Source organism: Phycicoccus sp. Soil748 (genome assembly GCF_001428025.1).
Lineage (GTDB): Bacteria > Actinomycetota > Actinomycetes > Actinomycetales > Dermatophilaceae > Pedococcus.
In genome coordinates this window covers 46751-68205 of record NZ_LMSC01000005.1, presented here as the reverse complement: position 1 = coordinate 68205, position 21455 = coordinate 46751, and the positions used below count along the sequence as shown (strand labels likewise).

Annotated in this window: 17 protein-coding genes; 6 read left to right on the top strand and 11 right to left on the bottom strand. The window is 72.7% G+C overall.

Annotated features, from left to right (window positions below; all coding sequences use genetic code 11):
• Window positions 1–3: 3 nt before the first annotated feature.
• The 4 genes from guaA to ASG70_RS02865 form a co-directional block, all read right to left on the bottom strand.
• Window positions 4–1584 carry a glutamine-hydrolyzing GMP synthase gene (gene guaA / locus ASG70_RS02880; RefSeq protein WP_304437969.1) on the bottom strand — a complete coding sequence of 527 codons (1581 nt, stop codon included), beginning with the start codon at window positions 1582–1584 and terminating at the stop codon, window positions 4–6.
• A gap of 136 nt (window positions 1585–1720) precedes the next feature.
• The gene (locus ASG70_RS02875) at window positions 1721–2068 is read right to left on the bottom strand and encodes a DUF3817 domain-containing protein (protein WP_056882354.1); all 348 of its coding nucleotides are present in this window, start codon (window positions 2066–2068) and stop codon (window positions 1721–1723) included.
• Window positions 2065–2865 (bottom strand): SURF1 family protein, encoded by an 801-nt coding sequence (locus ASG70_RS02870; RefSeq protein ID WP_056882353.1) that lies wholly within the window; start codon window positions 2863–2865, stop codon window positions 2065–2067. The genes ASG70_RS02875 and ASG70_RS02870 overlap by 4 nt, the downstream gene beginning before the upstream one ends.
• Window positions 2866–2869: 4 nt before the next feature.
• Window positions 2870–4189 carry a beta-propeller fold lactonase family protein gene (locus ASG70_RS02865; RefSeq protein WP_056882352.1) on the bottom strand — a complete coding sequence of 440 codons (1320 nt, stop codon included), beginning with the start codon at window positions 4187–4189 and terminating at the stop codon, window positions 2870–2872.
• 78 nt (window positions 4190–4267) lie between these two features.
• On the opposite strand from ASG70_RS02865, the gene ASG70_RS02860 reads away from it, so the two are divergent.
• Together ASG70_RS02860 and ASG70_RS02855 are read left to right on the top strand one after the other, a co-directional pair.
• A complete protein-coding gene (locus tag ASG70_RS02860) occupies window positions 4268–6031 on the top strand; it encodes an ABC transporter ATP-binding protein (protein WP_056882351.1) in 1764 nt (587 codons plus the stop codon).
• Window positions 6032–6102: 71 nt separating this feature from the next.
• A complete protein-coding gene (locus tag ASG70_RS02855; protein ID WP_056882704.1) occupies window positions 6103–7836 on the top strand; it encodes an ABC transporter ATP-binding protein in 1734 nt (577 codons plus the stop codon).
• A 161-nt stretch (window positions 7837–7997) separates the two neighbouring features.
• Here ASG70_RS02855 and ASG70_RS02850 read toward each other — a convergent pair whose 3' ends face one another.
• From ASG70_RS02850 to guaB, 4 genes are all read right to left on the bottom strand, one after another.
• Window positions 7998–9716: a GMC oxidoreductase gene (locus tag ASG70_RS02850; protein ID WP_056882350.1), complete on the bottom strand. Its 1719-nt coding sequence runs from the start codon at window positions 9714–9716 to the stop codon at window positions 7998–8000.
• Window positions 9713–11305 (bottom strand): succinic semialdehyde dehydrogenase, encoded by a 1593-nt coding sequence (locus tag ASG70_RS02845; RefSeq protein ID WP_056882349.1) that lies wholly within the window; start codon window positions 11303–11305, stop codon window positions 9713–9715. Before ASG70_RS02845 ends, ASG70_RS02850 begins: the two co-directional genes overlap by 4 nt.
• 52 nt (window positions 11306–11357) lie before the next feature.
• Entirely contained in the window at window positions 11358–12479 is a 1122-nt protein-coding gene (locus ASG70_RS02840) for a GuaB3 family IMP dehydrogenase-related protein (RefSeq protein ID WP_056882348.1), read from the bottom strand.
• A gap of 257 nt (window positions 12480–12736) precedes the next feature.
• Entirely contained in the window at window positions 12737–14293 is a 1557-nt protein-coding gene (gene guaB / locus ASG70_RS02835) for an IMP dehydrogenase (protein ID WP_056882347.1), read from the bottom strand.
• Between the two features lie 143 nt (window positions 14294–14436).
• Between guaB and ASG70_RS02830 the strand changes: the two genes are divergently transcribed.
• Window positions 14437–14739, top strand: a complete 303-nt coding sequence (locus ASG70_RS02830) for a WhiB family transcriptional regulator (RefSeq protein ID WP_056882346.1) — start codon at window positions 14437–14439, stop codon at window positions 14737–14739.
• A 19-nt stretch (window positions 14740–14758) separates the two neighbouring features.
• A complete protein-coding gene (locus tag ASG70_RS02825; protein ID WP_056882345.1) occupies window positions 14759–14983 on the top strand; it encodes an RNA-binding S4 domain-containing protein in 225 nt (74 codons plus the stop codon).
• A gap of 84 nt (window positions 14984–15067) precedes the next feature.
• Here the strand turns inward: ASG70_RS02825 and ASG70_RS02820 are convergent, their stop codons facing one another.
• The 3 genes from ASG70_RS02820 to groES form a co-directional block, all read right to left on the bottom strand.
• Entirely contained in the window at window positions 15068–16585 is a 1518-nt protein-coding gene (locus tag ASG70_RS02820) for a hypothetical protein (protein ID WP_156399790.1), read from the bottom strand.
• 294 nt (window positions 16586–16879) lie between these two features.
• Window positions 16880–18496: a chaperonin GroEL gene (gene groL / locus ASG70_RS02815; RefSeq protein ID WP_056882343.1), complete on the bottom strand. Its 1617-nt coding sequence runs from the start codon at window positions 18494–18496 to the stop codon at window positions 16880–16882.
• A gap of 101 nt (window positions 18497–18597) precedes the next feature.
• Window positions 18598–18891 (bottom strand): co-chaperone GroES, encoded by a 294-nt coding sequence (groES, locus tag ASG70_RS02810; protein WP_056882342.1) that lies wholly within the window; start codon window positions 18889–18891, stop codon window positions 18598–18600.
• A 281-nt stretch (window positions 18892–19172) separates the two neighbouring features.
• On the opposite strand from groES, the gene ASG70_RS02805 reads away from it, so the two are divergent.
• Window positions 19173–19994 (top strand): GNAT family N-acetyltransferase, encoded by an 822-nt coding sequence (locus ASG70_RS02805; protein ID WP_056882341.1) that lies wholly within the window; start codon window positions 19173–19175, stop codon window positions 19992–19994.
• 101 nt (window positions 19995–20095) lie between these two features.
• Window positions 20096–21328, top strand: coding sequence for a hypothetical protein (locus ASG70_RS02800; protein ID WP_056882703.1), 1233 nt, complete (start codon window positions 20096–20098; stop codon window positions 21326–21328).
• Window positions 21329–21455 lie beyond the last annotated feature (127 nt).

Here is a 21455-nt window from a genome sequence, read left to right as displayed (position 1 = left end):
TCGTCACTCCCACTCGATGGTGCCCGGGGGCTTGCTCGTCACGTCGAGGACGACGCGGTTGACCTCGCGCACCTCGTTGGTGATGCGCGTGGAGATCTTGGCGAGCACGTCGTACGGGACGCGGGTCCAGTCAGCGGTCATGGCGTCCTCGGACGACACCGGGCGCAGGACCACGGGGTGGCCGTAGGTGCGGCCGTCGCCCTGGACGCCCACCGAGCGCACGTCGGCGAGCAGCACCACAGGGCACTGCCAGATGTCGCGGTCGAGACCGGCTGCCGACAGCTCGTGGCGGGCGATCGCGTCGGCGGCCCGCAGGATCTCGAGCCGTTCTGCAGTCACCGACCCCACGATCCGGATGCCGAGGCCGGGACCCGGGAACGGCTGGCGCCACACGATGGCCTCGGGCACCCCGAGCTCGAGCCCGACCTGGCGGACCTCGTCCTTGAAGAGCGACCGCAGCGGCTCGACGAGCTTGAACTGCAGGTCGTCGGGCAGGCCGCCGACGTTGTGGTGGCTCTTGATGTTGGCCGCGCCGGTGCCGCCACCGGACTCCACCACGTCGGGGTAGAGCGTGCCCTGGACGAGGAACTCCACCGGGTGGTCGGAGTCCCCGCGTGAGCCGACGACATCACGGGCAGCCTGCTCGAAGACGCGGATGAACTCGCGCCCGATGATCTTGCGCTTCTCCTCGGGGTCGGACACCCCGGCGAGCGCGCCCAGGAACTGCTCGCGAGCGTCCACGACGACGAGGTCGACGCCGGTCGCCGCGACGAACTCCTTCTCCACCTGCTCGGCCTCACCGCTGCGCAGCAGGCCGTGGTCGACGAAGACACAGGTGAGCTGGTCGCCGACGGCCTTCTGCACCAGGGCCGCCGCGACCGAGGAGTCGACGCCGCCGGACAGGGCGCACAGCACGCGGGAGTCGCCGACCTTGGCGCGGATCGCGTCGACGAGCTCGTCGACGACGTTCGCAGCGGTCCAGTCGCCGGAGAGCCCGGCGCCCTTGTAGAGGAAGTTCTCGAGCACCCGCTGGCCGAACGTCGAGTGCATGACCTCGGGGTGCCACTGCACGCCGTACAGGTGGCGCTCGTCGTCCTCGAACGCAGCCACGGGCGCGCCCGCCGTGGAGGCCGTGACCCGCATTCCGGACGGTGCCTCGGTGACGGAGTCGCCGTGGCTCATCCACACCGACTGGTCGCCCGGCTGGCCGTTGAAGAGCGTTGAGACGGTGTCGGTGACGGAGGCCGGGGTCGAGCCGTACTCGCCGAGCCCGGTGTGTGCCACGGTGCCGCCGAGCGCCTGCGCCATGGCCTGGAAGCCGTAGCACATGCCGAACACGGGAACGCCTGCCTCGAGCACCGCCGGGTCGAGCGACGGGGCGCCCTCGGCGTAGACCGACGAGGGGCCGCCGGAGAGCACGATCGCGGCCGGCTCCTTGGCGAGCATCTCGTCGACGGCCATGGTGTGCGGGACGACCTCGCTGTAGATGTTGGCCTCGCGCACCCGCCGCGCGATGAGCTGCGCGTACTGCGCGCCGAAGTCGACGACGAGGACCGGCTTGGCCTGCAGCGGGGTCGCCGGCACCTCCACGCGGTCGCCCTCGGGGGCCTCGACCCGGTCGTCGTCCTGGGCCTGCGTGATGTCGGTCGCCTGGTCGGCGACGCCATCGACGACGAGGTCGGTCGTGTTGTCGGCAGGGGTGTCGCTCACGGTGGCAAGGCTACCGGCGGGCGGTGGCGAGCTGACCCTCGACCTCGGCGGCGACCTTGCGCTCGGCCCAGAACGACAGGAACGGCACGACGCCGGCGAGCATCACCAGCACCATGCGTCCCAGCGACCAGCCCATCTTGAACCCCAGGTTGGCCGTCGCCACGAGGTAGACCATGTAGATGAACCCATGCGGCTGCGGCCACCAGGCCAGCGCGTCGTTGCTGAAGCCGTAGTGCAGCACGATCTCAAGGACGAGCAGCAGCAGCCCGATGCCGACGACGAAGGCCATCACCTTGAAGAACTTCAGCGCCTTCTCAGCCGCCTCGACGTCCTTGACCTGACCCACGGTTTCGCTCACGCGGTGCTCTCCTCGACTCGGGTCGGCTCGCGCTGCTCGCGGGCCTCTCGCTCCCGGTGCGCATCATCGCGCACCATCCTGAACCACATGAACACGGCGAAGCCGGCGAAGACCCACCACTGCAGCGCGTAGGTCGCGTTGCGCCACTTCAGCCCGCCCGTCACCTCCGGCGGCGGCACGTGCTGCAGGCCCGCAGTCGCAGGCACCCCGGCACCGGTCGGCGTGCGCTCGGTCTGGGCAAAGACGAACGCGTTGTAGAGGTCCCCAGGCCACCTGTTGACCAGGATCGACAGGTCCAACGAGCCGAGCACCTCGAGGCCGCCCGCGCGGGCGGCCGAGCCCGACGGTGCCGGCGTGGGCGACTCCCCCGGCGCCAGGCTGCCCTCGACCTCGATGCGTCCCGCCGGGATGGCGGCCGCGGCGGCAGGGTCGGTCGCGAACCCGCGCACCACTGCCAGCCGCGCCCCGGTCTCCTCGACCACGATCGGCGTGACGACCCACCAGCCGGTGCGGCCGTCGAGGCGGCGCGGGCCGACCAGGAACTGCTCCGACGCGGCATACGTGCCGACGGCGGTGACCGCGCGGTTGGACTGCGGGTTGGGGAACTTCTGGTGCGGTCCCACGACGGTGTCGATGGCCGTGGGCCGGGCGTCGCGCGCGTGGCGCAGGGCGTCGGCGAGGCCCTTGTCCTGGGCGACGTGGAGCTGCCAGAACCCGAGCTGCACGAACGTCACGACCAGGAGCACCAGCAGGGCGAACAGGCCCAGCCAGCGAGGCTTGAGGGCGGTTCGCAGCACCTCGTCAGGTTACGGGACGCCTCGAGTCGTCGAAGACGAGGATGCTCCCGCCGTAGCAGGCGACCCAGACCGCCTTGCGGGTCGGCTCGTAGGTGATGCCGATGGGGTGCTGGTCGGTCGGCACCGTCTGCACCACCTTCAGGTCGGAGGTGCGCAGCTTGCTCACCGACGACGACTCGTAGTTCACCGAGTACAGGGCCTGCCCGTCGCGCGCGATGGCCAGCGAGCGCGGCTGCTGGCCCACGCGGGTCGTGGCGAGCACGCGGCCGGTGGCGCGGTCCAGCTTGCTCACCGTGCCGGCCCCGTTGTTGGTGACGTACAGGTACCTCGCGTCCGGGCTGAGGACGAGGTGGCGCGGGCCGTCGCCCGTGGTGGAATACGGCCGCACCTGACGGGTGCGCAGGTCGACGGTGACGATGCGGTCGGAGCCCATGAGCGCGACGTACGCGGTGCGGCTGTCCGGGGAGACGACGATGCCACGCGGGTAGTGGCCGCCGAGCGGGATGCGCGCGACCTGTCGGTTGCTCGCGACGTCGATGACCGACAGGTCCCAGCTGCACCAGTTGGTGACCAGGACGGTCCTGTCGTCCGGGGTGACGGCGACGTACTTGGGCACGGCACCCACCTCGACCACGCGGTCGATGGCGAAGGTGCCGGTGTCGATGCGGTAGACGGTGCTGGTCGAGGTGCCGTCGCCGGCCGCGCAGCTGTCGAGCCCCTCGGGCCCGTAGCCGGAGCCGAACATCGAGTAGTTGGACACCCAGGCATGGCGGCCGTCGGCCGTGAACGCCGCCTCCACCGGCGCGCCCTTCGTCGTGCCGGGGTGGCCCTTGATCCCGAACGACCCGAGGTCGACGGCGTCGTCGATGGTCGCCAGCAGGGCGCCGTCGGCGCGGAACGCCGAGACGGTGTGGCGGTACATCATGTTCTGCGCCACGACGACGCCCTTCGGCGACGCCACGACCGACTTGGGGGTCAGGTCGCCGGTGAGGCGCATCGTGCGGACCAGGGCGGTCTCACCCGAGTTCGACCCCAGCGCGCCCTGCGGTGTCGCCGGGCTCGGCCGCGGAGCCTTGACGAGCGGGGCGGCGTGGGGGTCCGGCGCGGTGGTGTGCGACGCGGCCGCCGGCTTGGCCGAGGTGGATGCTGCCTCCGCCCGGTCGCCGCCGAGGAGCCCGGCCAGCTGGCTCACCCCGAACGACGCGGCACCCAGCAGGCCGACCGCGAGCGTGCCCGCGACGATGCGGCGGCGCACGTACTTGGCCTCCAGGCGGGCCTTGCGCGTGGGCGCCGGAGCTGACACGCCGTCATGGTAGGCAGCCATGGCCGGGTCCTCGGCGGAGGCGCACCGCGGGAAAACCGGTGTCGGCGGTGGGCGGCCGCGCCATACCGTGGATCCCTGATGCGCCAGATCCCGTTCCCGGACCCCGGCCGCCCCGACACCCGCAGCACGCTGCGCTTCATGGTTTGGGGCGCCCGGGAGCAGTGGCGCACCCAGGTGCTGGGGATGCTCGCCGGGATGGTGTGGATGGTGTCGCTGGCCCTGATCCCCGCGGCGCTCGGCCGGGGCGTCGACGAGGGCATCGTCCCCGGTGACGTCGGCGGGCTGGTGCGCTGGGCACTCGTGCTGCTCGGCCTCGGCGCCGTGGCTGCCGGCACCGCTGCGGCGCGCCACTTCTTCGCCGTCCACAACTGGCTCTACGCGTCCTACCGTGGCGCCCAGCTCGCCGCCGACGGCGTCGAGCGCTCGGGCCCGGCGCTGACCCGCGTCATGCCGTCGGGCGAGGTCGTCACCGTGTTCGCCAACGACATCATGCGGCTCGGTGGGGTGTACGACGCGATGGGCCGGCTGGCGGGGGCGGTCGTCAGCTACATCGTCGTCGGCGCGATCCTGCTCGCCGCGTCACCGCCGCTGGGCCTGCTGGTCCTCGGTGGCGGCCCGGTCATGCTCGCCGGGCTCACGCTCATCGTCCGCCCGCTGCAGCGTCGCCAGGCCCTGCAGCGCGAGGAGGCCGGCCGCCTGACGACCCTGGGCGCCGACACCGTCGCGGGGCTGCGGGTGCTGCGCGGCATCGGCGGCGAGCAGACCTTCCTGCGCCGTTACGAGGAGCAGTCGCAGCGCGTGCGTCACCGCGGCGTCCACGTGGCCGGCATCCAGGCCGCGCTCGACTCGGCCCAGGTGCTGCTGCCCGGCGTCTTCGTCGTGCTCGTCACCTGGCTCGGCGCGCGGCAGGCAGTCGACGGACGGCTGAGCGCGGGACAGCTGGTGGCGTTCTACGGCTACACCGCGTTCCTCACCATGCCGCTGCAGACCGCCATCGAGGTCGTCGACCGCGGCATCCGCGCGCACATCGCCGCGGGCAAGATCCTGCGCGTCCTGGCCGTCCAGCCGGACCACGACGAGGCACGGCCCGCGATGGCGCCGCTGCCCGACGCGGACGCCGACCTCGTCGACCCGCTGTCCGGGACCGTCGTCCGCGGTGGGCGGCTCACCGCCCTGGTGTCGGCCCGGCCGGAGGAGTCGGCCGCCGTGGCCGACCGCCTCGGGAGGCACGGCCCCGGCCCGCACCAGACGACCTGGGGTGGCACGCGGCTCGAGGACCTGCCCATCCGCGACGTGCGCCGCCACGTCGTCGTCAGCGAGCCCGATCCGCGGCTGTTCACCGGGGTCCTGCGCGACCAGCTCCTCGGCCGGCGTGGTGACGACCGCGCCGGCACCAACGCCGACGTCGACCGCTCCGCCGACGCCGACGCCCGGGTGCTGGCCGCCCTGGAGACAGCCAGCGCGCTCGACGTGCTCGACGCCCTGCCCGGCGGCCTGGACGGCACCGTGGAGGAGCGCGGGCGCTCCTACTCCGGCGGCCAGCGGCAGCGGCTCGCGCTGGCGCGGGCACTGCTCACCGACGCCCCGGTCCTCGTGCTGGTCGAGCCCACGAGCGCGGTCGACGCGCACACCGAGGCGCGAGTGGCCGACCGGCTCGCCGAGCACCGTCGCGGGCGCACCACCGTGGTCACCACGGTCAGCCCGCTCCTGCTCGGGCGGGCCGACGAGGTCGTCCTGCTTGAGGACGGCCTGGTCAGCGCACGGGGCACGCACCGCGACCTCATCGACCACCACCCCGGCTACCGCCACGTCGTACTGCGCGCAGAGGAGGACGAGACGTGAACACCGACCCCACCCGGCGGACCCTTCCCGTCGCGGACTCGCGTGCGGTCTGGGCGCACACGCGCCAGCTGATGGGCACCCACCGCCGCCTGCTCGGCCAGGTGCTCGGCCTGCACGCGCTCGCGGCGCTCGCAGCGCTGGCCGGGCCGTGGCTCGTGGGCCGGCTCGTCGACGAGGTCAGCGGGCACGGCACCCGCGGCGCCGTCGACCGCCTCGCCGTCGGCCTCGCCGTCGCGGTCGTGGCCCAGACCGGGCTGACCTGGGCTGCGCGCCGGCTGTCGTTCATCCTCGGCGAGACCGTCTTCGCCGAGCTGCGTGAGCAGTTCGTGGCGCGCGCGGTCAACCTGCCGCTGTCCACGGTCGAGCGCGCCGGCACCGGTGACCTCGTGGCCCGGACGACCAACGACGTGGAGGCCCTGTCGCACGTCGTGCGGTTCGGGATCCCGTCGCTGTTCGTGGCGAGCATGACGATCGCGATGACCGGCGTCGCCTCGTTGCTCACCTCACCGCTGGCGAGCCTCGCGATCCTTGCCGGGCTGCCGTTCTACTGGTTCTCGACTCGCCGCTACCTGCGCTACGCCGGCGACGGCTACCTCTGGGAGCGCGCGACCTACGCCGAGCTCAACGGCGTCGTCGCGGAGACGGTCGACGGGGCGCGCACCATCGACGCGCTGTCGCTGGCCCCGGTGCGGCGCAACAGGTTCCACGAGGCGCTGGCCGAGTGCTACCGCGCCGAGCGCTACACCCTCGGCCTGCGCCTGCGGTGGTTCCCGTCGGTCGTCTTCGGCTACTCGGTGCCGACCGCGGCCGCGGTGCTCTGGGGTGGCTGGCTGGCGGTCAACGGCTCCATCACGGCCGGCGCGGCAACCGCGGTCACGCTCTACGTGCACCAGATGGTGGGCCCGCTGGACGAGGTGCTCAGCTGGCTCGACGAGATCCAGGTGGGCGCGACCTCCCTGGCCCGAGTCATCGGCGTCGGGTCGGTCCCGCCGGACCGCAGCGCGACCGGCGAGCACCCCGACGGCTCCGACCTGACCGTCGACGAGGTCCGCTACGCCTACCGCGCCGGCCACGACGTGCTCCACGGCGTCAGCCTCGGGCTGCGTCCCGGGGAGCGCCTGGCCGTGGTCGGGCCGTCGGGCGCGGGCAAGTCCACCCTGGGCCGGCTGATGGCCGGTGTCGACGGCCCCCGCGAGGGACGCATCGACGTCGGTGGCGTGCCGCTCGTCGACCTCGAGCTCGCCGAGCTGCGCGGCGAGGTGGCCCTGGTGACGCAGGAGCACCACGTGTTCGTCGGCACCCTCGCCGACAACCTGTTGCTCGCCCGCCCGGGCGCGTCACGGGACGACCTCGAGCAGGCGCTCGACGCCGTTGACGCGCTCGGGTGGGCCGCCGGCCTCCCCGACGGCCTCGACACCGTCGTCGGCAGCGGTGGGCACGCCCTCAACGAGGCGCAGTCGCAGCAGCTCGCCCTGGCGCGCCTCGTCCTCGCCGACCCGCACACGCTCGTGCTCGACGAGGCCACGTCGCTGCTCGACCCGCGCGCCGCTCGGCACCTCGAACGGTCGCTCGCGGCGGTCGTCCAGGGCCGCACCGTCGTGGCCATCGCCCACCGCCTGCACACGGCCCACGACGCCGACCGCGTCGCCGTGGTCGAGGACGGCCTGGTGAGCGAGATCGGCACCCACCACGAGCTGGTCGCCGCGGGTGGCGCGTATGCAGCGCTGTGGGCGTCGTGGCGTGACGAGTCCCCCACCACCGTCACCGGCGGCGGCTCGCGGGACAAATCGCTCGACGACGCGTAACCCCGCCCCATCCCGCCTCGTTGTCCGGGTGGTGCGGCTGGAGGTTCCATTCCCCGGCTCATCTCCAGCCGCACCACGGGGACGGTAGCTGAGGGGGCGCAGGGGCTTTCCTCAGCTGCCGCCCTCGACCGTTGAGGGGGGCAGCGTAGGGAGCGTCGTCGTCAGGCGGCGCCGTACCGCGTGACGGCCGGGTTCGCGGCCTTGACCGGCTCGAGCACGACGTAGGCGTCGCCCTGCTCCGGTCGCGGGTCCTGGTCGCCCTTGTTGGGCCACAGGGCGATCGCGCGCTCGGCCTGGGCCGTGATCGACAGCGAGGGGTTCACGCCGAGGTTGGCCGAGATGGCCGAGCCGTCGACGACGTGCAGCCCCGGATAGTGCCAGACGCGGTGGTAGGCGTCGATGACGCCGCGCTCGGGGCTCGAGCCGATGGCGACTCCCCCGAGGAAATGCGCGGTCATGGGGATGTCGGCGACCTCGCCGAGGCTGCCGCCCGCGAAGGCGCGCAACCCCGTGGCCGCGGACAGCCGCACGGCAAGCGCCTTCATCGCGCGCTGCCCGGCTGGGATGTATGTCGGGTTGGGCTCGCCGTGCCCCTGCCGCGAGGTGAGGCTGCGGCCGCCGAACAGCCCTGCCTTGCCGTTGACGTGCAGCGAGTTGTCCCGGGTCTGCATGACCAGGCCGATGATGGTGCGCTCGCTCCAGCGGTACTGCGACAGCGACCGCGCGAACACGACCGGGTGCTTGACGGCCTCGACGACGAACTGCAGCGGCCGGGGCAGCTTGTCGCCGGGCACCATGATCGTCGCGAGCGCGCCCATGAGGTTGGAGCCGGGACCGTAGCGGCAGTTCTCCACGTGGGTGTCGGCGTCGGGGTGGAACGAGGAGGTGATGGCGACCCCGCGCGAGAGGTTGTCGCCCGGCGGGACCTTCTCGAGCATCACGCCCTGCAGCGCCTCGGAGTTGGTGCGCGTCAGGTGGCCCAGCCGCGAGGAGAGCCGGGGCAGGACGCCGCCCTGCCGCAGGGTGTGCAGCAGCTTCTGGGTGCCCCAGGTGCCGCCGGCGAACACGACCTGGTCGGCCGTGACGGTCCGCCGGTCGCGGCGGACCCACGCGCCGGTGGCCTCGTGCGTCACTGCATACCCACCGCCGCGGCGCGGGGCGACCCGCACGACGGTGCGCAGCGGCTCGACCGTGGCCCCGAGCCGCTCGGCGAGGGCGAGGTAGTTCTTGACGAGCGTGTTCTTGGCGCCGACGCGGCAGCCCACCATGCAGTTGCCGCACTCGGTGCAGCCCGTGCGCTCGGGGCCTGCTCCGCCGAAGTACGGGTCGGGGACCCGCTTGCCGGGCATGCCGTAGAAGACGCCGGTCGGGGTCTTGCGGAAGGTGTCGCCGACGCCGAGGTCCTCGGCGGTGCGGCGCATGACCTCCTCGACGATGCCATCGCACGGGTTGGTGACGACGCCGAGCATGGTCGAGGCCGTCGCGTAGTGCTGCTCGAGCTCGGCCTTCCAGTCGGTGATGTCGCTCCACTGCGGGTCGCGGAAGAACGACTCCGGCGGGACGTAGAGGGTGTTGGCGTAGTTGAGCGAGCCTCCGCCGACGCCGGCGCCGGCCAGGACCACGACGTCGGGCAGGCGGTGGATCCGTTGCACCCCAAAGCATTTCAGCCGCGGCGCCCACAGGTAGCGGCGCACGTTCCACGACGTCCTGGCGAAGTCCTCGTCGCGGAACCTGCGGCCGGACTCGACGACGTGGACCCGGTAGCCCTTCTCGGCCAGTCGAAGGGCGGCGACCGAGCCGCCGAAGCCAGAGCCGACGACGATGACGTCGACGTGGCTGCCTGCGGGCAGGCCGGAGTCGACCGGGGCGTTAGCGGTCATCGGCGACCGACCGCCTTGAGGGTGCGCAGCGCGGCGGTCATCACGCGGGCGTACGACTCGTCGGACAGGCCTGCCACGGGCGCGATGGGCAGGACGTGCTGCACCGTGACGTTCTGGGACTCGGTGTACTTGAGGATGCCCTCGCTGCCGTGTCGTCGCCCGACCCCGGACTGCTTCATGCCGCCCATCGGCGCGGCGACCGAACCCCAGGCCGCGGCATACCCCTCGTTGACGTTGACCGTCCCGGCGTGGATGGCCGTCGCGACCCTCCGCCCCCGGGCCGTGTCGCGGGTCCACACGCTGGCGTTGAGCCCGTAGTCGGTGTCGTTGGCGACGCGCACGGCCTCGTCGTCGTCGCGCACCGTGTAGAGGCTCACCACCGGCCCGAACGTCTCGTCGTCGCGGACGTCCATCGCCGCCGTGACGCCCTCCAGGACGGTGGGCTCGTAGAAGTACGGCCCGAGGTCGGGGCGGGCGCGGCCGCCGGTGAGGACCGTGGCGCCCTTCGCGCGCGCGTCGTCGACGTGGTCACCCACCCTGGTGAGCTGGGCCGCCGACACGAGCGAGCCCATGTCGGTGCCATAGGCCAGTGCCGGGCCCAGGGTCATCGCCTCGACCGCGGCGACGAACCGCCGGCGGAACTCGTCGGCGACGGAGGCGTGGACCAGCACCCGCTCGACCGAGATGCACAGCTGACCGGCCGAGGAGAAGCAGGCCCGGACCGCGCCCTGCACCGCCTTGTCGAGGTCGGCGTCGTCCGCGACGTACATCGAGTTCTTGCCGCCGAGCTCGAGGGAGTACCCGGCGAGGCGTGTGGCGACCGAACCCGCCACCCGCCGCCCCGTCTCGGTGGAGCCGGTGAAGCAGACGTAGTCGGTGAGGTCGACGACCGCCTGCCCGACGGTGGGGCCGTCGCCGAGCAAGACCTGCAGCACCGACTCGGGCAGACCGGCCTCGGTGAGCAGCTGCACGGCCTGCAGCGCGGTGAGCGACGCCTGAAGGTCGGGGCGCAGGACGACGGCGTTGCCCGCCATCAGGGCCGGCAGGGCATCGGTGACCGACAGCGACAGCGGGTAGTTCCACGGGCTGACGATGCCGACGACGCCGCGGGGGTGGTGGTGCTCGGTGCTCTGGGTGAGGACCGGGAACAGCCCGGCCCGTCGCCGCGGTCGCAGGTAGGACGCCGCGTTGCGGGCATAGTGCCGCGCCACGAGCGCGACGTCGGCGACCTCCTCGAACGCCTGGAGCCGCGTCTTGCCGGACTCGAGCTGCACGACGTCGAGCAGCTCGACCTGCCGTTCGAGCACGAGGTCGTGGTAGCGCAGCAGGATCCGCTCGCGCAGCTCCATCGGGGTGCGCGCCCAGGCCCGCTGGGCCGCGCGAGCCGCCTCGACGGCGACCACGACGTCCTCGCGCGTGGACAACGGGAGGGATGCCAACGGCGCGCCGGTCATGGGGGTGTGGCTCACGTGCTGTGCTGCCCGCGGTGCGGCGACCACCCGCCTGACCAGCCGGCGCACGAGCGCCGGGTCCACGGCATACGTCGCGGTGGGGTCGGTCTCGGGGTCGGCGATGAGGTCCGGGGCCATAAGGGCAGCGTAGGTCGGCGCCCCCGTCATTACCAGTAGTAAGTTAGGTGAGTCAGGTCGCCTGGTAGGGCGCGACGACGACCTCGACGCGCTGGAACTCCTTGACGTCGGAGTAGCCGGTCGTGGCCATCGCCCGGCGCAGGGCGCCGACGAGGTTGGTGGTGCCGTCGGCCCGCTTGCCCGGCCCGAAGAGGATCTGCTCGAGGGGCGCGACCGCGCCGACCTCGACCCGCGAGCCGCGCGGCAGCTCCTGGTGGTGGGCCTCGGGGCCCCAGTGCAGGCCCCGGCCGGGCGCGTCGGTGGCGCGGGCGAGCGCCGCCCCGAGCATCACGGCGTCGGCACCGCACGCGACGGCCTTGACGATGTCGCCGCTGTCGCCCATGCCGCCGTCGGCGATGACGTGCACGTAGCGGCCGCCGGACTCGTCGAGGTAGTCGCGGCGCGCGGCGGCGACGTCGGCGATGGCGCTGGCCATCGGGGCGTGGATGCCGAGGGTGCGCCGGGTGGTGTGCGCCGCTCCCCCGCCGAACCCGACGAGGACCCCTGCGGCACCGGTGCGCATGAGGTGCAGCGCAGCGGTGTACGACGCGGCGCCGCCGACGATGACGGGGACGTCGAGCTCGTAGATGAAGCGCTTGAGGTTGAGCGGCTCGGCGCGGCCGGAGACGTGCTCGGCGCTGACCGTGGTGCCGCGGATGACGAACAGGTCGACCCCGGCGTCGACGACGTGCTTCCAGAACTGCTGCGTGCGCTGCGGGCTCAGGGCACCGGCGACGGTGACGCCGGCCTCACGGACCTGGCGCAGCCGCTCGACGATGAGCTCGGGCTGGATCTCGGGGGCGTAGATCTCCTGCATCCGCGCGGTCGCCGTCGCCGGGTCGAGCGTGGCGATCTCCGCGAGCTGCGGCGTGGGGTCCTCGTAGCGGGTCCACAGGCCCTCGAGGTCGAGCACCGGCAGGCCGCCGAGGCGCCCGAACGCGATGGCCGACTCCGGCGACATGACCGAGTCCATCGGCGCCGCGATGACCGGGATGTCGAAGTGGTAGGCGTCGATCTGCCAGCCGACCGAGACCTCCTCGGGGTCGCGGGTGCGACGCGAGGGGACGACGGCGATGTCGTCGAAGGAGTAGGCCCGGCGGCCGCGCTTGCCTCGGCCGATCTCGATCTCAGTCACCGCGCAAGGCTATCGGTCCGGCCGCGGGCGCCGCGACGCCCCGTCGACGGGTGAGGGGGGCGACCGCCGACGGGGCGTCTGGGGATCGTCGCTCCCCACCGAGGGCACGGCGCGACGACATCTGTGTGGACCATCCCCTGCTGCGACTCTGCTTGGGTCGTGCCGTCAGCCTAGGGTCCGCCTCGCTCCGGGCGGCTCACCCAGATTGCGTATCCCGGACTGGTACCGACTCTCGACGCCGCTGCGCCGTCGGTCGGTCAGCGGCTGCCGTAGTTGGGCGCCTCGACGGTCATCTGGATGTCGTGCGGGTGGCTCTCCTTGAGGCCCGCCGAGGTGATGCGGACGAACTTGCCCCGGGTCTGCAACTCCGGGACGGTGTTGGCCCCGACGTAGAACATGGACTGCGCGAGGCCGCCCACGAGCTGGTGGACGACGTTGCCGAGCGGGCCGCGGTAGGCGACCTGGCCCTCGATGCCCTCCGGGACGATCTTGTCGTCGCTGGCGACATCGGCCTGGAAGTAGCGGTCCTTGGAGTAGGACTTCTTTCCGCGAGAGGCCATCGCGCCGAGCGAGCCCATGCCGCGGTAGGACTTGAACTGCTTGCCGTTGACGAAGATGAGGTCGCCGGGCGACTCCTCGCAGCCGGCCAGCAGCGACCCGAGCATGACGGTGTCGGCGCCGGCCACCAGGGCCTTGGCGATGTCGCCGGAGTACTGCAGGCCACCGTCGCCGATGACCGGCACCCCGGCCCGGCGGCACGCCAGCGACGCGTCGTGGATCGCGGTCACCTGCGGCACACCGACGCCGGCGACGACGCGGGTGGTGCAGATCGAGCCCGGGCCCACCCCGACCTTGACGCCGTCAGCCCCTGCGTCGACGAGGGCCTGGGCCCCGGCGCGGGTGGCGACGTTGCCGCCGATGACCTGCACGTGGCGGGTGGCCGGGTCGGCCTTGAGCCGGCGGATCATGTCGAGCAGGAGACGGGCGTGGCCGTTGGCGGTGTCGGCGACGAGGACGTCGACGCCGGCCTCGACGAGCGTGGTCGCGCGCTCCCACGCGTCGCCGAAGAACCCGATGGCCGCGCCGACGAGCAGGCGCCCGTGGTCGTCCTTGCTCGCGTGGGGGAACTGCTCGGACTTCACGAAGTCCTTGACGGTGATGAGGCCGGCGAGGCGGCCCTGGTCGTCGACGAGCGGCAGGCGCTCGCGCTTGTGCTGGCGCAGCAGGGCCGTCGCGTCGTCGCGCGAGATACCGACGCCGCCGGTGACCAGCGGCATGGGGGTCATGACGTCGCGCACCCGGGTGCCCGCCCACTCCGCAACGGGGGTGAAGCGCAGGTCGCGGTTGGTGATCATGCCGATCAGGGTGTTGTCGGGCGCCACGACCGGCAGGCCGGAGACGCGGTACTCGCCGCAGATGCGGTCGAGCTCCTCGAGCGTCGCGTCGGGGCCGATGGTGATGGGGTTGCTGATCATCCCCGTCTGGGTCCGCTTCACGAGGTCGACCTGGTAGGCCTGGTCCTCGATCGAGAGGTTGCGGTGCAGCACGCCGAGGCCGCCCTGGCGGGCCATGGCGATCGCCATCCGCGACTCGGTCACGGTGTCCATCGCGGCCGACACCAATGGGATCCGCAGCGAGATCTCCCGTGTGAGCCTGGCCGTCGTGTCGACGTCGGAGGGGATGACGTCGGTCTCACCCGGCAGCAGGAGGACGTCGTCGTAGGTGAGGCCGAGCTTGCCGAACGGGTCGTGCTCCTCGACCTCGGCCGGCTGCTCGGCGAGGGCGGGGAGTCGGTCGTCAAACCCAAGGCTCATTGCCCAATCGTAAGGCAGCCGTCGACGCCGCCCAGAACGTGGCCTGCGCTTGAACAAGTCCATACCGCGCGTTGGTATCGGTGCAGGTCAGCGCGGGTAGCGTCGCGGTCAAGCGGCACGGTGCCGCAGGAGCGGGGACGGACATGGCCGAGCTGTCGCGACTTCCTGGACCCGTCGCAGACCTGTGGGACTGGCAGCTCGAGGGCTCCTGCCGCCGGGTCAACCCCGAGGTCTTCTTCCACCCCGAGGGTGAGCGCGGGCCTGCCCGCCGGTCGCGCGACGCCGAGGCGAAGGAGGTCTGCCTCGCCTGCCCCGTGCTGCGCCGGTGCCGCGAGCACGCCCTACGGGTGCGTGAGCCGTACGGCGTGTGGGGCGCCATGACCGAGGACGAGCGCGAGGCCCACTACGCCGGCCGCGGCCCCGACACCGTGCCGGCCGCCAGCTGACGCTCCGTAGACTCGCGGGGTGAGCGCCGAGCACGAGGTCCCCATCCGCGACGAGTCCATCCGGCTCGGCCAGCTGCTCAAGCTCGCCGGCGTCGTCGACGACGGCGCGATGGCGCGCTCGGTGATCGAGCTCGGCGAGGTCACGGTCGACAGCACGGTGGAGGTACGCCGCGGAGCCCAGGTCCGCCCCGGGCAGACCGTCACCTTCGCCGGCCAGGCGATCAGGGTCGTCGCCGGCGGCTGAGGACCCACGGCGGTCGGCACCCGCTGGTCGGACGTCCCTGTTCGGGCGTCGCTGGGCGCTCTTCACCAGCCGGGCCCGGCTTGCCTAGTTGGCCACGAGGAGGGCGCGCAGCATGCTCGTCGTCTCCCGGCTCACCGGCCAGGTGTCGCGCGAGCGCCCGTCGACCGCGAACTCCCGGGCACAGCCACTCGTGAGCTCCACGACGCGTCCGCTGCTGGTGCGGGCCCGCAGCACAAAGGTCCACGGACCTGCCCCGCACGCGAGGCGCGGACCCCGTCGAGATCCGCTCGCCGCGAGGTCGGCGTTGAGCTGGGCCAGGCCCGGCGCACCGAGCACGGCCCCCCGCACCGCCCGGAAGCTGGGCGGCGTCGCGGTCTTGAGCAGGACGGCCGGGTGCAGGCAGGCGGTCGCCGAGGTGAGCACGGTCCCCCGGGCCAGGCTCGCGCCGACGCTGGTCGTGGGCGCCGACCGAGCGCGACCCGGGCTGCCGAGCGTGGAGGGACACCCGAGGAACCCGTCGGCGTCGACTGCCGGCCCGGCGTCCTGCTCGGCGAGGGCTCGGTAGTAGAAGGCGAGCGCCGGCCAGCCGTTGCAGGCCAGCCCCTCGTTGGCCCACGTCGTCAGGCTGCCGTCGGCGCTACGCAGGAGCACCCGGAACGCAGGACCCTCGGGGAGGACCGGGCAGCTCCGGAGCGTGCCGCGCTGGTCGAGCACGAGGGCGTCGAGCGCCTGCGGCGCGGTCACCGGTTCGTCGGGCGGCAGGGAGTTCTCCCACACCGAGCCCTCGTCGGTCTGGGCGCAGACCAGGACCGCGACGTACCGCGTGTGCAACGGGACCGCGCTGGCCGCGGGTGGTGAGGGCGGCGGCGCGTTGGTACGACAGGACAAAGGCTCCAACGTCTGCGGGGGAGGCGGCGGTATCACGTCGCCCCCACCGCCACGGGGTCCGACGAGCCCCACGACCACGGCCACGACCGCCAGGCCCGCGAGCACGGCGACCCAGTCGCGCACGGCTCGCCATGACGTGGCGCGGCGCGGCGGTCGCGCCAGCAGCGCGTCGACCGGGGGGTCGGCGGGGACGAGCGCGTCCAGCAGGTCGGCCACGCGGTCCTCCCTGACGTGGAGGCGGTGCGCGAGGGCGGACACGGCGTGCTCCCTGAGCCGCCGCACGTCCCCGGTCGCCGCGTCGAGCGCCTGCGCGACCTGGGTGTCCCCGAGCCCGTCGAGGACCGCGAGGGCGACGACGACCCGCTGCTGGCGCGGCAGCTCGTCGAGGGCGTGCCACACGTCCGCCGACCGCAGACCCGAGCCGGTCGGTGGTCGTGGGGTGCGCGACGAGGTCGGCAGCGCGTCGGGGCGTCGGCGACGCGACCGGTGCAGGTAAGTGGTGACGAGGGCGCGGCGCAGCTCGGCGTCGTACGACCCCGCTCCGCGGGCCACGAGCTGCGACCACTGCGGGTAGGCCGCGTCGAGCGTCGCGCGGGCCAGTCCCTCCGCGCCCCGCTCGTCACCCGTGAGGAGCCAGGCCGTCCGCAGCAGGTCGCTCCCCCGGGCGATGACGTACTCGTCGAAGCCCGGCGCCTCGGCCCACTGTCGCGCCACGACCACCTCGCTCTGCCGGACGACCACCCCAGCGTCGCACCGGCATCACCGCAGGCGCCATACCGGTCGTGCCGCCGGGGCGACACACGCCGGATCAGTCACCAATCGCCCTCGTGACCGCCCACCAGGGGCGGTTCGGGACAGATCCGGCGCGAATGGACCTGGACCGCGGCGCGGCGCCACCGCGCGGTAGCGGCGTCCAAGCACGCGACGAAGGCCCGCCCCCGGTGTGGGGACGGGCCTTCGCGAGGTACGGCGCGGACGAACCGCACTCAGCCCCGGCTGGGCGTGAGGTCAGTGACCGTGGCCGTGGCCGTGGCCGCCGACGGCCTCCGGCTCCTCTTCCTTCTTCTCCACGACGAGCGTGTCGGTGGTCAGGACCATCGACGCGATCGAGGCGGCGTTGCGCAGGGCGGAGCGGGTGACCTTGACCGGGTCGATGACGCCGGCCTTGATCAGGTTGACGTACTCGCCGGTCGCCGCGTTGAGGCCGTTGCCGGGCTCGAGCTCGGAGACCTTGGAGACGGCGACGTAGCCCTCGAGGCCGGCGTTCTCGGCGATCCAGCGCAGCGGCTCGGCCGCGGCCTTCTTGACGATCAGCGAGCCGGTCGCCTCGTCGCCCTCGAGGCCGAGGTCGTCGATGACGGAGGCAGCGTGGACGAGGGCGGAGCCGCCGCCGGCGACGATGCCCTCCTCGATGGCCGCGCGGGTCGCCGAGATGGCGTCCTCGATGCGGTGCTTCTTCTCCTTGAGCTCCACCTCGGTGTGGGCACCGACCTTGATGACGCAGACGCCACCGGCGAGCTTGGCGAGGCGCTCCTGGAGCTTCTCGCGGTCCCAGTCGGAGTCGGTACGCTCGATCTCGGCCTTGATCTGGTTGACCCGGCCGGTGACGTCGTCGGTCGAGCCGGCGCCGTCGATGATCGTGGTGGTGTCCTTGGTGACGACGATGCGGCGGGCCTGGCCCAGCACGTCGAGGTCGGCCTGGTCGAGCTTGAGCCCGACCTCCTCGGAGATGACCTGGCCGCCGGTGAGGGTGGCCATGTCCTGCAGCATCGCCTTGCGGCGGTCGCCGAAGCCGGGGGCCTTGACGGCCACGACGTTGAACGTGCCGCGGATCTTGTTGACCACCAGGGTCGACAGCGCCTCGCCGTCGATGTCCTCGGCGATGATCAGCAGCGGCTTGCCGCTCTTGACGACCTTCTCCAGCACCGGGAGGACGTCGGCGATGGCCGAGATCTTGCCCTGGTTGATGAGGATGTAGGCGTCCTCGACGACAGCCTCCATGCGCTCGGCGTCGGAGATGAAGTAGGGCGAGATGTAGCCCTTGTCGAACTGCATGCCCTCGGTGAACTCGAGCTCGGTCGTCGCGGTCGAGGACTCCTCGACGGTGATGACGCCGTCCTTGCCGACCTTGTCGAACGCGTCGGCGATGGTGGAGCCGATGACCTGGTCCTGCGCGGACAGCGCGGCGACCTGGGCGATCTCGTCCTTGCCCTCGATCTCGCGGGCGGTCGCGAGCAGGCGCTCGGAGACGGCCTCGACGGCCTGGTCGATGCCGCGCTTGAGCCCGGCCGGAGCAGCACCCGCGGCAACATTGCGCAGGCCCTCCTTGACCATGGCCTGGGCGAGCACGGTGGCGGTGGTGGTGCCGTCGCCGGCGACGTCGTTGGTCTTGGTCGCGACCTCCTTGGCGAGCTGGGCGCCGAGGTTCTCGTACGGGTCCTCGAGCTCCACCTCACGGGCGATGGTCACGCCGTCGTTGGTGATCGTGGGGGCGCCCCACTTCTTGTCGATGACGACGTTGCGGCCCTTGGGGCCGAGCGTCACCTTGACCGCGTTCGCGAGCGCGTCGACACCACGCTCGAGCGACTTGCGAGCGGAGTCGTTGAACTCCAGCGTCTTAGCCATGAAAGTCCTTCTCTAGCAGCGAAAATCAGGGAACGAAGGCAACGTGCCCTGTATGCCGACCAGTCGGCATACAGGGCACGTCACTCATCAGGTGCGAATGCTCAGCCGACGATGGCGAGGACGTCGCGCGCGGAGAGGATGAGGTACTCCTCGCCGCCGTGCTTGATCTCGGTGCCGCCGTACTTGCTGTAGATGACCCGGTCGCCGACGGTGACGTCGAGCGGGACACGGTTGCCGTTGTCGTCGATGCGGCCGGGACCGATCGCGAGGACCTCGCCCTCCTGGGGCTTCTCCTTCGCGGTGTCCGGGATGACGAGACCGGACGCAGTGGTCTGCTCGGCCTCGACGGACTTGACGACGATGCGGTCTTCGAGCGGCTTGATGGAAACCGACACGATGAGGACCTCCCCTTCGGGAATGTCGGAGTGACAGGTGGATGGTGCGGGTACTGCCGGGTGGTGCCGAGTGCTTGCCGTCCGGTCGCCGTCGCGGGGGTCGACCGGGTGGCTCGTTAGCACTCGACGAACCTGAGTGCCAACGGCAAATCTAGAGACGGAGTTGGCACTCGGTCAACTCGAGTGCCAACGGTTCACGCCATGTTCGCCGAGGGCGGATGCGGCGGCCGTCGGCGAAACCCGATTGCCACGGGACCACGCACCCCGGCAGGGTCGTCGCCGTGACCGATGCCGCCAGTGCCGCCGCCCTGCTCCACGCCTACGACTCCCAGCTGAGGGAGGAGGCGGAGGTGCCGTCCGCGGTCGTGGTCGACCGGCTCGGCCCGCTGGTCCTGGCCACCTTCCTCGGCGGTCGCGGCTTCATCAGCTACCGCAGCCTTGACGTCGACGGCCGGCCGGCGGACGAGGCCTCGGTGCGTGAGCTCGTCCGCGGCGCGCTGGCCCACTACGAGGCGCTGCCGGACATCGTCCGGGTCGAGTGGAAGACCCGCGGCCACGACCACGCGCCGGGCCTGCACGAGGCGCTCGTCGACCACGGGTTCGTGCCGGACGAACCGGAGTCGGTCATGGTCGGCGACGCGCACCTGCTCGCCGGCGACGTCGACCTGCCGGACGGCGTGCGGGTGCGACAGGTCACCGACGAGGCCGACGTCCGCGCGATGCTGAGGATGCAGGCGGAGGTCTTCGGCGACTCCCCCGAGCGCGAGGCGGAGATGGCCGAGCAGATCCTGCACCGGCTGCGGACCCGGGACGACATGGAGATGTGGGTCGCGGAGGCGGATGACGAGGTCGTCAGCGCCGGGCGGCTCGAGCCGGTCGCGGGCACCGAGTTCGCCGGGCTCTGGGGCGGCGCCACGCTGCCGCAGTGGCGCGGCAGAGGCATCTACCGCGCGCTGACGGCCGCTCGCGCCCGTTCGGCCCTCGCCCACGGCAAGCGCTACCTCAACAGCGACTCGACCGAGTTCTCCCGCCCCATCCTCGAGCGGGCCGGGCTGGTCAAGGTCTCCACCACCACGCCGTACGAGTGGAAGCGCCCCGCCTGACCCACCACCGGGAGGCACACGCCGTCCGGGCCAGACGCCCCCGCGCATCCCGCCCGACCGGCCCACGGACCGGCCGGGCGGGATACGCCAGAATGCTCGCCATGGACCTCCCCCTGCTCCGCCGGCTCACGACCGGTGAGGGGTGGGGGCTGCTGCAGTCCCTTCCGCCCTACGACGAGTCGCGGGCCCTCGGCCTCCAGCAGCGGCTGCGCGACGCCGGGTTCGAGCCCGACCTCGTCGCCGCCGCCCTCAACCAGGCCCGGCTGCGGGCGCGGGCGACCGCGAAGTTCGGCGAGTTCGCCCAGGGCATGCTCTTCACCTCCGACGGGCTCGAGCAGGCGACCCGGCTCAACGTCGCCGCGCAGCACGCGCAGCGCTTCCGGGCCGCGGACATCCACACCGTGCACGACCTCGGGTGTGGCATCGGCGCCGACGCCATGGCCATGGCCGGCCTCGACCTGCGGGTGCGGGCCGTCGACGCCGACGAGGTGACCGCCGCGATCGCGGGCGTCAACCTCCGCCACTGGCCCGAGTCCTCGGCCCAGCAGGGGCTGGCCGAGGAGTTCACGCCGCCTGCGGGCGAGGGTGCCCGGGGCGTCGGCGCCTGGCTGGACCCGGCGCGGCGCACCCCCGGGGTCGCCGACGTCAGCGGACGCACGCGCCGACTCTTCCGGCTCGACGAGATGTCACCCTCGTGGGACACGGTGCAGGCGCTCGCCCGCGACCTGCCTGCGACCGGGGCGAAGCTGAGCCCGGCCTTCCCCCACGCGGCCCTCCCCACCGGCGCAGAGGCGCAGTGGACCTCGGTAGACGGCGAGGTCGTCGAGTGCGCCGTGTGGTTCGGGCCGCTGGCCCGCACGCCGGGGCGCACCGCGGTGCTGCTGCACGAGGGCGCGTCGCCGGTCCACGTCACCGAGCACGACGGCGACTCCACGGCGCCCACCCTGGTCAACCTCGCCGACGTCGGGCCGTGGCTCTACGAGCCCGACCGCGCGGTGCTGCGTGCAGGCCTCGTACCAGCCCTCACCGCGGCCACTGACGGCTCGGAGCTCGACACCGGAGTCGGCTACGTCGGGTCCTCCCGCTCCGTCGAAGTCCCCTACGCGCGCCGGTATGCCGTCGTCGAGGCGATGCCCTTCAACGTCAAGGCCCTGCGCGGCTGGCTGCGCGACCACGGCGTCGACCGCCTCACCATCAAGAAGCGCGGCGTCAGCATCGACGCCGACCTCCTGCGCCGCCAGCTGCGCCTGCCCGCGAAGGGGCACACCGAGGCCGTCATCGTCCTGACCCGGGTGCGCAGCAACCAGGTCGTCCTCGTCGTGCGCCCCAGCTGACAGCACGACACGGCGCGGCACAACGCGGCCGGCCGCGACTCTCCCCCGAGGTCGCGGCCGGCCGGTGTCGGCCACGGGCTCGACGACGGCGCCAGGGGCGGCGCGCGTCGGTCACCGTGGCCGGGAA

Coding starts and splice junctions, on each gene's coding strand:
- ASG70_RS02855 (WP_056882704.1), top strand. CDS start 6,103: ATGGGCACCCACCGCCGCCTGCTCGGCCAGGTGCTCGGCCTGCACGCG.
- ASG70_RS02845 (WP_056882349.1), bottom strand. CDS start 11,305: ATGGCCCCGGACCTCATCGCCGACCCCGAGACCGACCCCACCGCGACG.
- ASG70_RS02865 (WP_056882352.1), bottom strand. CDS start 4,189: ATGGCTGCCTACCATGACGGCGTGTCAGCTCCGGCGCCCACGCGCAAG.
- groL (WP_056882343.1), bottom strand. CDS start 18,496: ATGGCTAAGACGCTGGAGTTCAACGACTCCGCTCGCAAGTCGCTCGAG.
- ASG70_RS02800 (WP_056882703.1), top strand. CDS start 20,096: ATGGACCTCCCCCTGCTCCGCCGGCTCACGACCGGTGAGGGGTGGGGG.
- ASG70_RS02850 (WP_056882350.1), bottom strand. CDS start 9,716: ATGACCGCTAACGCCCCGGTCGACTCCGGCCTGCCCGCAGGCAGCCAC.
- ASG70_RS02860 (WP_056882351.1), top strand. CDS start 4,268: ATGCGCCAGATCCCGTTCCCGGACCCCGGCCGCCCCGACACCCGCAGC.
- guaB (WP_056882347.1), bottom strand. CDS start 14,293: ATGAGCCTTGGGTTTGACGACCGACTCCCCGCCCTCGCCGAGCAGCCG.
- ASG70_RS02830 (WP_056882346.1), top strand. CDS start 14,437: ATGGCCGAGCTGTCGCGACTTCCTGGACCCGTCGCAGACCTGTGGGAC.